The organism is Epilithonimonas hominis (assembly GCF_003730015.1).
Taxonomy (GTDB): Bacteria; Bacteroidota; Bacteroidia; order Flavobacteriales; family Weeksellaceae; genus Epilithonimonas; species Epilithonimonas hominis.
In genome coordinates, this window is record NZ_RJTU01000065.1 from 105,061 (window position 1) to 118,773 (window position 13,713).

The following is a 13,713-nucleotide window of genomic DNA, read 5'->3' on the forward strand; positions in this document are numbered from 1 at the left end:
AAAAAAGCTGTCTTGGTCATTTATATTTTGAATGGTACTAATAATTCTTTACCAAACCTTTTACAATCTTAATGACATTCGGCATTGCTTTGTTAGCCGCTTCAAGAACTTCTTCGTGAGAAACAGCAAAAGAAATTTCTGGTCCGCCTAAATCTGTAATAATGGAAAGACAAAAACAATCCATTCCCTGATGTTTTGCAACGATCACTTCTGGAACTGTACTCATCCCGACAGCATCTCCACCAATGGCTCTTACCATTCCGTATTCTGCAGGCGTTTCAAACGTTGGTCCCGATAAAGCCACATAAACACCTTCTTTTAGGTCGATGTTTTCTTGAGTTGCAATATCTTTAGCAATAGAAATCATTTTACGATTGTAAGGTTCGCTCATATCTACAAAACGAGGTCCTAGTTCGTCTATATTTCTTCCTCTCAACGGATGTTCCGGCATCATATTGATATGGTCTTTCAGAACCATCACATCAGCCACTTTGAAGTTTGGATTCACGCCACCACAAGCATTAGACAAAATCAAATTCTTGATTCCTAACAAATGAAAAACGCGGAAAGGAAAAGTCACAGTTTCCATAGAATGACCTTCATAATAATGAAAACGACCGCTCATCATCAAAACTTTTTTGCCTTCAAGAATTCCGTAAATCAGTTTTCCACCGTGACCAACAACTGTAGTTTGGGGGAAGTTGGGGATGTCTTTGTAATCTAAAGTATGAATTGCCTCCACCTCGTGCTGAAGTTTTCCAAGACCAGAACCCAAAACTATTGCAAAATCAGGAGTATCTCCGATAATATTCTGGATAAATGCTGCTGTTTCTTTAAACTTTTCTAACATAGTTTTGAATGATATTGTTGAACTCTTCCGGTTTATCTATCTCCACATTAATGGGCCAATAATAGATTTTATTTCTTAGATAATCAAATGTTTTTAGGCGAACATAATCTTTCTCAGTTGTTAGAATGACTTTGTATTCACCCAATTTTTTATACTCGGCCGTAATCTTTTTGATGTCTTCATCCGTAAAATTATGATGGTCTTTGTATTGCAGATGCTTGATTTTTTTGTTGTACTTGGAAATCTCTTTTAGCAACTGAGAAGGATTTGCAATTCCGGTAATTAATAAAACATCGTAATAGTCCAGATTTTTCACGGGCATCATTTTATCAATTCCAATAATATTTTCATCGTAAGAAATGGATGAAAAAAATACTTTCTGGTAATGCTGAGGTCTGATTCTGGAAATGTAATATTGCTTTTTCTCTTCAGTCAAATCATCCGGACATTTTGTGACCATTATTACATTCGCACGACTCATTCCGTGTCTGCTTTCGCGAAGATCACCAGCTGGTAAAATGAAATCTTTGAAATAAGGATCATTGTAATCTGTCAAAAGAAGATTCATCCCCGGCTTTATCGCACGATGCTGAAAGCTGTCATCCAGAAGAAGAACGTCAAGATCCATATCTTCTATGATTTTTTTTGCGCCGTAAACACGGTCTTCACAAACGCCAATGACGAAACGATTACGAAAACGTTCAAACAATTGCATCGGTTCATCTCCAACCAGTTTATAATTGCTGTCGTAGTTTACAATGTTGTAGCCTTTTGTGATTCTTCCGTAACCACGTGATAATACACCTGTTCTGTAGAATTTGGATAAATAATCGGCCAAATACATTACCATCGGCGATTTTCCGCTGCCACCAACCGACAGGTTTCCGACACCAATAATTGGTGTTCTGAATTTCGTAGAAGAAAAAATTCCCCAATCATACATTCGGTTTCTAATAGAAGTTCCTAAATGATAACCTAAGGAATAAGGGTAGAGATACCATCTTTTCATAGGAGGCAAAAATACGCTTTTTAAGTTTTTAATACCAAGTAATTGATTATTGAGTATGTTAAAAATTTAAACTTTCCAATGATTATTTGAAAACCTTATCTTTGCACTCTTATATAGAATCCTATGATATTATCAATGACAGGTTTTGGACGTGCCGAAACTGTTTACAAGGGAAAAAAAATCACGGTGGATATCAAATCCTTAAACAGCAAGAATTTCGATCTCAATGTCAAAGTTCCACTCAGATACAAGGAAAAAGAATTTGACATCCGTAAATTGCTTAACGATAAAATCCTAAGAGGAAAAGTAGATTGTTACATCAGCTGCGAAAGTCTAGAAGACAGTAATGAGGTGACAATCAATCAAGATATTGTCAAGAATTATATCGAGCAATTGAGATCAGTTGCTTCTGACGCCCCGGAATTTGAATATCTAAAGATGGCAGTGAGAATGCCGGATGTTTTATCCACCAAAAGTTCAGAATTAGAAGACGATGAGTGGAAAGCACTTTTGGAAGTTGTTCAAGAATCTGTTGATAGATTTATAGAATTCCGTCAAACAGAAGGCAATCAACTGGCTGAAGAAATTGAGAAAATTGTTCAAAACATCGAATATAACCTAAGCGAGGTTGCTCAATACGAGGAAGAAAGAATCCAGCCAATCAAAGACCGTTATCTTTCTGCGCTTAAGAATTTTGAGAATGTAGATGAAACGAGATATTATCAGGAGATGGTTTATTTTGTTGAAAAACTGGATATTTCAGAAGAAAAAGTTCGTCTTTTCCAGCACATCAAATATTATCTTGAAGTGATGAAAAACGAAGATTTCAACGGAAAAAAATTAGGTTTTATTGCTCAGGAAATGGGAAGAGAAATCAATACTTTGGGTTCAAAAGCCAATCATTCTGAGATTCAGAAATTGGTGGTGGAGATGAAGGATGATTTGGAAAAGATTAAAGAACAAACGTTGAATGTATTATAAATGATGAATGATAATTGATAAAGAAGAGAATTATTTATCAATTATCAATTATCTACTATCAATTATGGGTAAAGTTATCATATTCTCCGCACCATCCGGAAGTGGAAAAACAACATTAGTAAAACACGGATTGTCTGTGATTCCTCAACTTAGTTTTTCAATTTCTGCGACCACAAGACAACCACGAGGCGAAGAAGAGCACGCAAAAGATTATTATTTCTTAACACCGGAAGAATTCAGAGCTAAAATCTCAGAAAATGGATTTGTAGAATTCGAAGAAGTTTACACCGACAAATATTATGGAACTCTGAAATCCGAAGTCGAGAGAATCTGGAAAGAAGGAAAAGTTGTGATTTTTGATGTGGATGTAAAAGGTGGAATCCGATTAAAAGAGATTTTCGGAGACAAAGCGTTGTCGATTTTTGTGATGCCTCCAAGCATCGCCGAGTTGGAACAGAGATTGATAAAAAGAAATACCGACTGCGCAGAAACCATCAAAACCAGAGTTGAAAAAGCAGGCGAAGAAATGACTTATCAAAAACACTTCGATAAAATTATTGTGAATACAGATTTGGACACTGCAAAAGCCGAAGTCGAGAAAATTATCAATAACTTTATCAACGAATAAAATCTGAAAAACACGTAATGGAACATACATTAGAAACTGCAATAAATAATATGCCTGTAAAGGGTTTTCTTGATCTGAAGGAGTTTGCGATTCCAACAGGTGATGATCTTGTGAAAGCAATTCTTGACCTTAAGAAGGAAAAAAATGCAGTGATTTTGGCGCATTATTATCAGCCGGGTCCGATTCAGGATATCGCTGATTTTCTTGGGGATTCTTTGCAATTGGCGAGACAGGCGAAAGAAACCGATGCGGATATGATTGCCTTTTGTGGCGTTCACTTTATGGCAGAAGCGGCGAAAATCCTTAATCCAACAAAAAAAGTGGTTCTTCCCGATACTTTGGCCGGTTGTTCTTTGGCTGACGGTTGTTCGGCGGAAGGTCTTAACAAAATGCGTGAGCAACATCCAAATGCATTGGTTGCAACTTACATCAATTGTAATGCAGAAACCAAAGCGGCTTCCGATATTATCGTAACAAGCTCCAACGCAGAACAAATCATCGAAGCTTTGCCAAAAGACCGACCAATTATTTTTGCTCCGGATAAAAACTTAGGAAGATATCTTAGCAAAAAAACAGGTCGAGATATGATTCTTTGGGACGGAAGCTGTATCGTTCACGAGGCATTTTCTATGGAACGCATCGCAAAACAGTTGGCTGACCATCCTAATGCAAAACTAATCGCTCACCCGGAAAGCGAATCTCCAGTTTTGGAATTGGCACATTTCATTGGCTCAACTTCTGCACTTTTGAATTATGTTGAACAGGACGGTTGTCAAGAGTTTATCATCGCAACAGAAGAAGGCATTCTTCACGAGATGAAAAAAAGAGCACCACACAAATCCTTGATTCCGGCTTTGGTTTTTGACGAGAGCTGCAACTGTTCAGAATGTTTTTTTATGAAGAGAAACACGCTGGAAAAACTCTATCTGTGTATGAAGTACGAACTCCCGGAAATCACTATGGATGAAGAAGTTCGCCTTAAGGCACTGAAACCAATCGAAGCAATGCTGGAACTTTCCAAAAGCATCAAATAAATTACAAACCTTGTCTTTCCAGATGAGGTTTTTTTTATGAAATTATTTGGGCAATTCCCTCGCCAAGCTTTTCCCTCAGCTCGGGTCGGGCTATCCGTTGCAATCTTTTTTGCATCACCATTTGTCAGGCTGAGGCTCTCGAAGCCCACGCAAAAAAGGATTTCCACTATTATCCCTATTGCAGCTTCGCACGAAAGAAAATTTTCACAAAATTTAAACATTCTATATCCACAATATTGCCATTCTGAAAGAATCTAGACAGTTGAGATTCCTCCGGAATGACAAAAGTATGTTTAGATTCATTTCTTCGCTAAGTTTTACGCCTTTGCGAACTTAAAAATGTTTTCAATTTTGATAAAAGAATCTTTGCGGACTTTGCGTTCAAAATATTTTTCTATTTTTAAACAATGAAACATTTATGTTCCATCTATACCTATAAACAACAATATAAAAATTTAGATGAAATCAAAAATTATTTTAGAAGACATAAAAATCTATGCTTATCACGGTGTTTTGCCAGAAGAAGCTTTGATTGGGAACAATTATATTATCAATGCAGAATTACATGCGGATTTAGAAAAAGCATCACAATCTGATAATCTTGATGATACTATCAATTACGCTGAGATCAACGAAATCATCCATCAGGAAATGGTAATCCGTTCCGAGCTTTTGGAACACGTGATTGGAAGAATCATCAATAAGATTGAAAATCAGTTTCCACAAATCACTTTCATCAAAATCAAATTAACCAAAACAGTTCCGCCAATGCCGGGCGAAATGAAAGGCGTTAGTCTGGAATTTGAGAAGGAAATTAACTCATAAACTGTTAATGAAATCTTAAAATTTGGTATTAAGTTTGATGAAAAGAATTCAAATATAATATTTTATGAAGAATTATATCGCAGTAGGAATTGCTGCCGTAGGTTTTATTATTGCTGCTGCTTTGCTGGGTAGCGCTGTGAAAAACAGAAACAAATCAGAAAATACAGTTTCTGTCACGGGACTTGGTTTCAAGACTTTCACTTCCGATTTAATTTCTTGGTCGGGAAGTTTTTCCAAAAATAGTTTTGAGTTGAAAGCTGCTTATGACGCTTTAGCGGTTGACAGACAAGTTATTTCTCAGTACCTAAAATCTAAAGGTGTGAAGGAAAACGAAATGGTTTTCTCAGCCGTTGACATTCAGAAACAGTTTAGGAATTATACAGATTCTAATGGGAATTACCAGCAAGGAGAATTCGCAGGTTATAATTTAACTCAGAATGTTTCCATCAAATCAAAAGAAGTCGCAAAGATTGAAAACATCTCCAGAAATATCACAGAAATTATCAACCGTGGAATCGAATTCACATCTTCATCACCTCAATATTTCTACACAAAACTGTCTGATGTAAAACAAGAAATGATAGCCAACGCTACTAAAGATGCAAAAGAACGTGCAGAAAAAATTGCAGAAAATGCGGGAAGCAGTCTTGGAAATTTGAAAAAAGCAACAATGGGCGTGATTCAGATTACAGCGCCTAATTCAAATGAAGATTACTCTTACGGCGGAACTTACAACACCACTTCCAAAGATAAAGAAGCAAGCATTACCATAAAACTCGAATACGAAGTGGATTAACAATAAAGGAGCAAATATCTGCTCCTTTATTGTTTTGTCTTACTGTCAAAAACTAAAGTGACAGGTCCGTCATTAATCAGTGAAACTTTCATATCTGCGCCGAAGATTCCGCTTTCGGTTTTCAAGCCAGATTTTTTCATTTCATCTTTGAAATATTCGAAAAGCGGAATGGCTTTGTCTGGTCTTGCAGCTTTGATGTAAGAAGGGCGATTGCCTTTTTTATAATCAGAAATCAATGTAAACTGGCTGATACAAAGGATTTCTCCATTGATATCTTTTACAGAATGATTCATTTTTCCTTCGTCATCAGAAAAAACTCTGACGTCAAGAATTTTTTTCACAAGCCAATCTGCATCGCTATTCTCATCACTTTCATCCACGCCAATCAAAAGCATTAATCCTTTTCCGATTTCTCCCACAATTTGGTTATCTACTTTTACGCTTGCTTCGGAAACGCGTTGTATTACGACTCTCATTTTAATTATAGATATCTAAAATATTGGAGGCAGCATTATAACTGTATCCATAAGTTTTTGGGGCTATTTTTGCTACACTATTATCTGTTGGCTGGCCGGTAATCAAAATCCATTGAGATCCATCTTTTGAGCAATAAACAGTAGTGTCATTTTTAACTTCCAAAGTTGTATCTGTATCAGGACAAATATGAGGCGCATTTCTGTCATAAACTTTGAAGCCGGTTGTTGTTCTTACGACAATTAATCCTCTTGTTCCAGCTCCTACTTCGTTAACATAAACCCACGATCCAACGGTTTGTAATTTATAATATAAAGGTAAACTAAGATTAAGTTGTACAGAAACTGTAGAATTTGGAAAACAGCTTACGGTTTCATTCCTTTCACTACAAGAATTGTTGATGGTTAAAATACTGATAATCAAAAATAATGCTAATGATGATGCGATTTTTTTAGCTTTCATTTCAAAATAAATTATATATTTGTAAACTCAATTCGAGACAAATTAGTATCCGGCAAAGGTCGGATTATTTTTTTATACAAACGATAAATTTTATTGTTATGAACTACGTAACCAAAGAAGGTTTGGACAAAATGAAGGCCGAACTGGAGCAACTAGAAACGATTGAAAGACCAAAAATAACACAACAGATTGCTGAAGCAAGAGATAAAGGTGATCTGTCTGAAAATGCAGAGTACGACGCAGCTAAAGAGGCACAAGGGATGTTGGAAATGAGAATTTCTAAACTGAAGGATGTTATTGCTACGTCTAAAATTATCGATGGAAGTCAGCTTGACCTTAGCAAAGTATCGATCCTTACAACGGTTAGATTGAAAAATAATGCAACTAAAGGAGAACAAAAGTTTACTTTGGTTCCTGATAATGAAAGTGATATAAAATCTGGCAAAATTTCTGTGAATACGCCAATTGCTAAGGGTCTTTTGGGGAAAGCTGTTGGTGAAACTGCTGATATTGTTTTGCCAAACGGTAACAAACTTTCTTTTGAGGTTTTAGAAATCTCATTATAAAATAAAATGTGGATGTTGGTTTAGTAATTGCTGAAAATTAAAATCAATATTAAAAATTATGAGTACTATTTTTTCTAAAATCATCAGCGGAGAAATTCCTAGTTATAAAATAGCAGAAGATGAAAAGCATATTGCTTTTCTAGATGCAATGCCTTTGGTAAAAGGTCATACTTTGGTTGTTCCGAAAAAAGAAACAGATTTGATTTTCGATTTAGATTCTGAAGATTATAAAGAGTTATGGGGATTTACCCAAGAAATTGCGAAGAAAATCAAAAAAGCTGTGCCTTGTAAAAGAGTTGGCATAGCAGTTGTGGGTCTGGAAGTTCCTCATGCTCATATACATTTGATACCACTTAATAGTATGGATGATCTTAATTTTAAAAACGTAAGGTTAATTTTTTCGCCAGAAGAGTACAAAGAAATTCAGAAATCCATAACAAAAGCATAAAAGAAGTCTTGAACTTCTTTTTTTAATTTTAGAACTTAAGAAAATTATGAATCCAAATCAATGTTCATTTTGTGGAAGAAAAAAGGATGAAGTGCAAATCCTAATTTCTGGACAAAATGGCTTTATATGCGAAAATTGTATTGAACAAGCACATTCTATCGTAAAAGATAGTGTGAATAAAACTTCAGATTCTGATTCTATGGCAGGATCTCTGGAAGAACTTAAAAAACCAAAAGAAATAAAAGCTTTCCTTGACGAATATGTGATAGGGCAAGATCAAGCAAAAAAACAATTGTCCATCGCTGTTTATAATCATTACAAAAGATTATTACACGCGCAAGACGAAAATCGTGAGGTTGAGATTGAAAAATCGAACATCATAATGATTGGTGAAACAGGAACGGGAAAAACATTGTTAGCTAAAACTATTGCAAAACAACTGAATGTTCCTTTTTGTATCGTAGATGCGACCATTCTTACAGAAGCGGGCTATGTTGGGGAAGATGTAGAAAGTATTCTTTCGAGATTGTTGATGGTTGCGGATTATGATGTAGAAAAAGCGGAAAAAGGAATTGTTTTTATTGATGAGATTGATAAAATTGCTAGAAAATCAGATAATCCAAGCATTACAAGAGATGTTTCTGGTGAAGGTGTGCAGCAAGGTTTATTGAAATTGTTAGAAGGAAGTATTGTCAATGTGCCGCCTCAAGGTGGTCGTAAACATCCGGATCAAAAATATATTCAGGTTAATACTCAGAATATTCTGTTTATTGCTGGTGGTGCTTTTGATGGGATGAAGGAGATTATCGAGAGAAGATTGAATAAACAAGCCATTGGTTTTTCTGCGGAAAAAATCAATAAAGTAGAAGAGGAAGATTATATCCTAAGTCAGATCAATGCAATCGATTTGAAGAGTTTTGGATTGATACCCGAACTTTTGGGGAGATTTCCAATCATTACTTATCTCGATAAATTGACAAAAGAGACCCTTGTAAGAATTATGAAAGAACCGAAAAATTCTATCATAAATCAATATACAGAACTTTTCAAGATGGATAAAGTTTCGCTGGAATTTACTGATCAAGCGATTGAAGAAATTGTGGAAGATACTATGAACAAAGGTTTAGGCGCGAGAGGACTGAGAGGGACAACCGAAAAAGTTTTAGAAGATTATATGTTTGATATTGAAAATAATTCGACCATAAAAATTGAATCAATATTATAAAATCTTTAATTATTTACATGTTTTTTTCAAGTATTTAAAAAATGAATATATTTGCAATAAGAACACATATACACAATGATACGAAAATTATTTATTCTAAAACTAATACTTTTTAACGGTATTGTTTTTTCCCAGAACATACTTACTTATGTCGGGAATTCGGCTTTAGTAACAGTACAAAGCAATACTTTGGTTTATAATGGCGGTGGTTTACAAACTGCCGGTTCTGCAGTTGTAAACAACTCAGGAAACATTATGATCAATGGAGTGGCTGCTGATGGGTTGACTATCGCTCCTACAACTAGTTTTAACCTCAAATTTAACGGTGCTCAGAGTTACGGGCAACTTTACATTAAGGATATTCCTCAAGGAAATATTTCGGGTAAAGTTAACAAAGAATTCAGAGCTGATGTTAATAGTGGTACAACTGCTAAGCAGCAGGTAGGTTTGCCATTTTTCAATTATAAAATTTCTGATCTTGTTTCCAACATTACCAATAGTCCAAGTAATACGGCAGGCAACTATTTGAATGTTACTAATGGTTCAAATAATTCTGCAGGACGTTTTAGCCCAAGCTCTGTTTTCAAATGGAATAATGCTAAAGCAAGGTTTGATCAGATTGTTTCAGGAGGCGATCTTACTACAGTTAATGTAGGAACGGCGTTAGATTATTACATTATCCCTAGAAGGAACAGTGCCGGAACAGTTGTTTGGGATGCCGCTAATACATCAAATGTGACCACTTTTTCCGGGACACCTGTGTCCGACATAACTACTGTTCAATCATTATCGCTAACAGGAGCTGCTGCGGGCATAAGTTTTGGTTACAACGGCTCCTCTGCCAATTATTTTGGAGAGAGATATTACAGCTATTTGGATGATCCATTTCAGTCCAAGACAGGAAATAGTGGAAACTGGGATACCAATTATGGTAAAAACTTGTATCAGGTTGCTAATCCTTTCCTTACAAATATTGATCTTAAATATATAGGGCAGGCTGAAACACCTAACTCTGATGGTAATGCAATTCCTAATTTGCAGGGAGTTGCTTATTACACATCGGGGCTGACTTGGACAAAAGCGAGTGGAACCGGTTATCCTTCAGAAAATAATGATGGAAGCAGTAACGGAACTGCCGGAAGAACTATAGTGATGACAGCGAGTAATGGTGTCTTTCAGGCAGGGGATATTAGCGCTAACAGGTTAATCATCAAGCCGATGGGAGAGTTTATGATCAAGCTTTCCACAGACAATGGAAGTAATACTGCATCTAAAATAGACTTTACTGCACTTAGAAGATTTTCTAATGCTTCTAGAAACAATACCACGGACACAACCAATCCGACAAGCAGAAAGGCTGATGATACGGATATTCCTGCTGATAAAATCGTAAAGCAGCTGGCTGTAATTATGTATGATAGTGATAGTTTGGAAATAGGCAGAACCTACTATGCTATATCTCCGTCTGCTATTACAGGCAACAATCCCGGGAATACTCTTTTGCAGGCCTATAATAGCGATGACAGCATTATCTATACAAAGGAGGAAAATATAAATGGTGGAGAGGATGTTAATATTTCCACAAAGCTTTATATTAATGAAGCTAATGAAATTGATTTCAAATCAAAAGAAGTTCCTTTGTATATCAATTATACGACTTCCCCTTATTATGTGGTTTTTGAATTCTATGAAAAAGGAGAAAGAATGCCGAATGGTTTATCCAACGGTAATCATTTCTATTTAAAAGATTCTCAGGGCCAACTATTCAAAATAGATGATGGTAGCAGTTTTTCTCTAAGTGGAAATCAGAATTTGGGTTTATATTATCAAAAACCGGATGCCACTTTATTGGCAGAAAGTGTTCTTGCTTCCCAAACATTTATAGCTAAAAAGGATTCTCGTTGGGTTGTCAGATTTGCCAAGAATTGGAACAAGGCTACTGTAGAAGTATATTCGGTTGCTGGGCAGCTTATGAATTCAAAATCTAATATTTCAACCAGTACAGATTATCTTATTCCAGTAAATTATCAGGCGAAGGGCGTATTTGTTGTAAAGGCAACTTCTGAAAAAGGCGAAGTAGTCATCAAAAAAATTGTTAATTAAAACACAAAACATAATGATGATTAATTTTTTATCTAACAGAAAATTATACATTTTCTTAACAATACTTATTAGTATTTTTAGTTTTGCACAAGCTGTGCCACCACCGCCAGAAAATCCCGAATCGGGAGATATTGGAGCGTATCCAGCCTCGCCGATAGATGCGTACACTTTTGTATTATTTATCATAGGGACTTTGTTAATAGTTTCAGTATTTTATTTGAAACCAAAATCAAAAATATTACATTAATTACAATATTTATTTTGTAAAAAACTCACTTATTACGGTGAGTTTTTTATTTTTACATTATGAAAAAATTATTGATCATCTGCAGTCTTATAACGTCCGCTTCTATTTTCTCTCAGTTTACAGTAGCTGTTGACTTGCCAGCATATTATTCAGATTCAGATATCTATTTATATGGTTTTAATGGATCTAAGGAAATTTTATACTCCAAAGCCAAAACGAGTAATAATAAAGCCATTTTTAAAGTAGATAAAAAATATATTGGTATGATGAGAGCATTCTTCCAAAAGAATAACTCATCTGTAAATATGGTATCTGAAAATAAAAATATTGAGTTTACATTGAAGTTAGACGATAAAAACAAAATAACTGATGTTGTTTTTAATGACCAAACAAACCAGATTTTTAGTAAAGAGGTAGATTTGGAGAAGAAAAAAGATCTTATATTGCCAGCTTTGATTCAGATAAAAGATTACTATAACCCAAGCGATGGATTTTATAAATCTTTAGAGGGAGAGATCGCTCTGTTATCACAAAAAGGCAATACCTTGGCTAATGCAAACCATCCTTTTTTAAGCTACTATCAACAAAATCAAAGATTTTCTAATAAGGAAAATGCATCTCAGTTAAAACAGGAAGATTATCTCAATTTCTTTTCTAAATCAAGCGAATATCTTGAAACATCATTACTGTTAAAGCCTGCATTAATCAATTATTTAAACGCATCCAAATCTAATGTTGAAGGTGCGGTAGATAAACTCTTGGAAACAGTCAATATAGAAACTCCGAGGGGACAAACGATATTATCTGAATTGATAGATATTTTTAACACCTATAATATGGACAAGCTGAAGGATAAGTATCTTACTGAAGCTAACAATTTGAAATGTACCATCACTGATAGGCTTGCTTCTACTCTAAAGTCTAACAACAGTACGTCAATTGGACAAAAGATGCCTAATGCAATTTTTGTCAATCCAATTCATACAAAAGCAAAATCTCTATACGATATTAAAAGTAGTAAGAAAATTGTTGTCTTTTGGTCATCAACATGTTCTCATTGCGAAGCTGAATTGCCTAAAATATTGGAAAAATATGAAAAGTTAAAAACACAAAATATTGCAGTGGTCGGATTTTCGCTCGATAGTAATCTAGATGAATTTAGAAGAAAGGCCAACAATTATCCTTGGATTAGTGATTCTGAAGGAAAAGGTTGGTATAGTTCTTACGGAGAAACTTATAATATAAATGCCACGCCGACATATTTTATATTAGATGCTGATAATAAGATCATAAGCAAGCCTAACCATGTGGCAGATGTATTGGAATACTTAAAAGTTAATTAAAAAATTTGTGGGAATGTAAAATATCCTTATATTTGCACCACCAAAAAGGCGAGGTAGCTCAGATGGTTAGAGCGCAGGATTCATAACCCTGAGGTCACGGGTTCAATTCCCGTCTTCGCTACAAACAACGCTATAAATCAATGATTTATTAATAGCGGGGACTAAAACAGGGACTTGATGTCCCTGTTTTTTTATTATCTCTTTCTTCCATAATTTTGCGTTTCTATTTTTTGTACATTCTCATTATCCAAATTTTTATAAATTGCCCTGATAATATTCGCTTTAAATAATTGTGAATTTTCCACCCTTCTCTCCTCTAAATAATGGATTAGTTTCAAAACTTGGGGACTAGGCAAAAAGTTTTGATAATCTGAAGAGGAAAAACGATTTATCTCTCACACCTCTGAGTTGCAATCTAAAGTTTTTTATTTTTGCATTGAACGATTCTGCTGAAGCATTTGTACTTCTTTGGTCAAAGTAATTCAGAATATCGCTGTAATGATTCATAATCGTTTTCATCAGTACTGAAAAAGCTTTGAATCCCGACTCTTCCACTTCTTTAAACCAATGGGCAAGTTTGAGCATTGCCACAGATTTTTGAATCTTTTGATTGTAAATTTTTCGGAGTCCATCAGCTAAATTATAAGCTTTTTCCATATCCGTATATTCTGAAAATAATATTTTAGCCCTCTGCTTTTGAGATGCCGTCCATTTTTCTCTGG

15 protein-coding genes and 1 tRNA gene are annotated in these 13,713 nt (G+C 35.1%); 11 read left to right on the top strand and 5 right to left on the bottom strand.

The window, feature by feature from the left end; genetic code table 11:
• Nucleotides 1-37: 37 nt before the first annotated feature.
• Nucleotides 38-850, bottom strand: coding sequence for a purine-nucleoside phosphorylase (locus EGH73_RS10500; protein ID WP_123281786.1), 813 nt, complete (start codon nt 848-850; stop codon nt 38-40).
• Nucleotides 834-1,859, bottom strand: coding sequence for a tetraacyldisaccharide 4'-kinase (gene lpxK, locus EGH73_RS10505; RefSeq protein ID WP_123281787.1), 1,026 nt, complete (start codon nt 1,857-1,859; stop codon nt 834-836). The genes EGH73_RS10500 and lpxK overlap by 17 nt, the downstream gene beginning before the upstream one ends.
• Before the next feature lie 123 nt (nt 1,860-1,982).
• Here lpxK and EGH73_RS10510 point away from each other — a divergent pair, with 123 nt between their 5' ends.
• The 5 genes from EGH73_RS10510 to EGH73_RS10530 all read left to right on the top strand — a co-directional run bounded on the left by EGH73_RS10510 (nt 1,983) and on the right by EGH73_RS10530 (nt 6,123).
• Nucleotides 1,983-2,840 (top strand): YicC/YloC family endoribonuclease, encoded by an 858-nt coding sequence (locus EGH73_RS10510; protein WP_089770983.1) that lies wholly within the window; start codon nt 1,983-1,985, stop codon nt 2,838-2,840.
• Nucleotides 2,841-2,904: 64 nt separating this feature from the next.
• Nucleotides 2,905-3,468 (top strand): guanylate kinase, encoded by a 564-nt coding sequence (gmk, locus tag EGH73_RS10515; RefSeq protein ID WP_123281788.1) that lies wholly within the window; start codon nt 2,905-2,907, stop codon nt 3,466-3,468.
• A 17-nt stretch (nt 3,469-3,485) separates the two neighbouring features.
• Nucleotides 3,486-4,502: a quinolinate synthase NadA gene (nadA, locus tag EGH73_RS10520; protein WP_123281789.1), complete on the top strand. Its 1,017-nt coding sequence runs from the start codon at nt 3,486-3,488 to the stop codon at nt 4,500-4,502.
• A gap of 459 nt (nt 4,503-4,961) precedes the next feature.
• Nucleotides 4,962-5,327 (top strand): dihydroneopterin aldolase, encoded by a 366-nt coding sequence (gene folB / locus EGH73_RS10525; protein WP_123281790.1) that lies wholly within the window; start codon nt 4,962-4,964, stop codon nt 5,325-5,327.
• A 64-nt stretch (nt 5,328-5,391) separates the two neighbouring features.
• The gene (locus tag EGH73_RS10530; RefSeq protein ID WP_123281791.1) at nt 5,392-6,123 is read left to right on the top strand and encodes an SIMPL domain-containing protein; all 732 of its coding nucleotides are present in this window, start codon (nt 5,392-5,394) and stop codon (nt 6,121-6,123) included.
• A 26-nt stretch (nt 6,124-6,149) separates the two neighbouring features.
• Here EGH73_RS10530 and dtd read toward each other — a convergent pair whose 3' ends face one another.
• Nucleotides 6,150-6,599: a D-aminoacyl-tRNA deacylase gene (dtd, locus tag EGH73_RS10535; protein WP_089770637.1), complete on the bottom strand. Its 450-nt coding sequence runs from the start codon at nt 6,597-6,599 to the stop codon at nt 6,150-6,152.
• Between the two features lies 1 nt (nt 6,600).
• Complete coding sequence (locus EGH73_RS10540) at nt 6,601-7,059, bottom strand: hypothetical protein (protein WP_123281792.1); 459 nt, start codon at nt 7,057-7,059, stop codon at nt 6,601-6,603.
• 98 nt (nt 7,060-7,157) lie between these two features.
• On the opposite strand from EGH73_RS10540, the gene greA reads away from it, so the two are divergent.
• From greA to EGH73_RS10575, 6 genes are all read left to right on the top strand, one after another.
• Nucleotides 7,158-7,625, top strand: coding sequence for a transcription elongation factor GreA (gene greA / locus EGH73_RS10545; protein ID WP_089770635.1), 468 nt, complete (start codon nt 7,158-7,160; stop codon nt 7,623-7,625).
• A 58-nt stretch (nt 7,626-7,683) separates the two neighbouring features.
• Nucleotides 7,684-8,073 (top strand): HIT family protein, encoded by a 390-nt coding sequence (locus EGH73_RS10550; protein WP_123281793.1) that lies wholly within the window; start codon nt 7,684-7,686, stop codon nt 8,071-8,073.
• Between the two features lie 46 nt (nt 8,074-8,119).
• A complete protein-coding gene (gene clpX / locus EGH73_RS10555) occupies nt 8,120-9,298 on the top strand; it encodes an ATP-dependent Clp protease ATP-binding subunit ClpX (RefSeq protein WP_123281794.1) in 1,179 nt (392 codons plus the stop codon).
• A gap of 75 nt (nt 9,299-9,373) precedes the next feature.
• Nucleotides 9,374-11,401: a T9SS type A sorting domain-containing protein gene (locus tag EGH73_RS10560; protein WP_123281795.1), complete on the top strand. Its 2,028-nt coding sequence runs from the start codon at nt 9,374-9,376 to the stop codon at nt 11,399-11,401.
• A gap of 306 nt (nt 11,402-11,707) precedes the next feature.
• On the top strand, nt 11,708-12,991 hold the full coding sequence (locus EGH73_RS10570) for a peroxiredoxin family protein (protein ID WP_123281797.1): 1,284 nt from the start codon (nt 11,708-11,710) through the stop codon (nt 12,989-12,991).
• A gap of 47 nt (nt 12,992-13,038) precedes the next feature.
• A tRNA-Met gene (locus EGH73_RS10575) sits at nt 13,039-13,112 on the top strand.
• Nucleotides 13,113-13,339: 227 nt separating this feature from the next.
• Here EGH73_RS10575 and EGH73_RS10580 read toward each other — a convergent pair.
• Nucleotides 13,340-13,713, bottom strand: a 374-nt coding sequence (locus EGH73_RS10580) for a transposase (RefSeq protein ID WP_148041699.1), incomplete at its 5' end; no start/stop codon positions are given.

What these genes read in the sequence shown, in the direction of transcription:
- EGH73_RS10500 (WP_123281786.1), bottom strand. Translation starts at nt 850, where the DNA reads ATGTTAGAAAAGTTTAAAGAAACAGCAGCATTTATCCAGAATATTATC.
- lpxK (WP_123281787.1), bottom strand. Translation starts at nt 1,859, where the DNA reads ATGAAAAGATGGTATCTCTACCCTTATTCCTTAGGTTATCATTTAGGA.
- EGH73_RS10510 (WP_089770983.1), top strand. Translation starts at nt 1,983, where the DNA reads ATGATATTATCAATGACAGGTTTTGGACGTGCCGAAACTGTTTACAAG.
- gmk (WP_123281788.1), top strand. Translation starts at nt 2,905, where the DNA reads ATGGGTAAAGTTATCATATTCTCCGCACCATCCGGAAGTGGAAAAACA.
- nadA (WP_123281789.1), top strand. Translation starts at nt 3,486, where the DNA reads ATGGAACATACATTAGAAACTGCAATAAATAATATGCCTGTAAAGGGT.
- folB (WP_123281790.1), top strand. Translation starts at nt 4,962, where the DNA reads ATGAAATCAAAAATTATTTTAGAAGACATAAAAATCTATGCTTATCAC.
- EGH73_RS10530 (WP_123281791.1), top strand. Translation starts at nt 5,392, where the DNA reads ATGAAGAATTATATCGCAGTAGGAATTGCTGCCGTAGGTTTTATTATT.
- dtd (WP_089770637.1), bottom strand. Translation starts at nt 6,599, where the DNA reads ATGAGAGTCGTAATACAACGCGTTTCCGAAGCAAGCGTAAAAGTAGAT.
- EGH73_RS10540 (WP_123281792.1), bottom strand. Translation starts at nt 7,059, where the DNA reads ATGAAAGCTAAAAAAATCGCATCATCATTAGCATTATTTTTGATTATC.
- greA (WP_089770635.1), top strand. Translation starts at nt 7,158, where the DNA reads ATGAACTACGTAACCAAAGAAGGTTTGGACAAAATGAAGGCCGAACTG.
- EGH73_RS10550 (WP_123281793.1), top strand. Translation starts at nt 7,684, where the DNA reads ATGAGTACTATTTTTTCTAAAATCATCAGCGGAGAAATTCCTAGTTAT.
- clpX (WP_123281794.1), top strand. Translation starts at nt 8,120, where the DNA reads ATGAATCCAAATCAATGTTCATTTTGTGGAAGAAAAAAGGATGAAGTG.
- EGH73_RS10560 (WP_123281795.1), top strand. Translation starts at nt 9,374, where the DNA reads ATGATACGAAAATTATTTATTCTAAAACTAATACTTTTTAACGGTATT.
- EGH73_RS10570 (WP_123281797.1), top strand. Translation starts at nt 11,708, where the DNA reads ATGAAAAAATTATTGATCATCTGCAGTCTTATAACGTCCGCTTCTATT.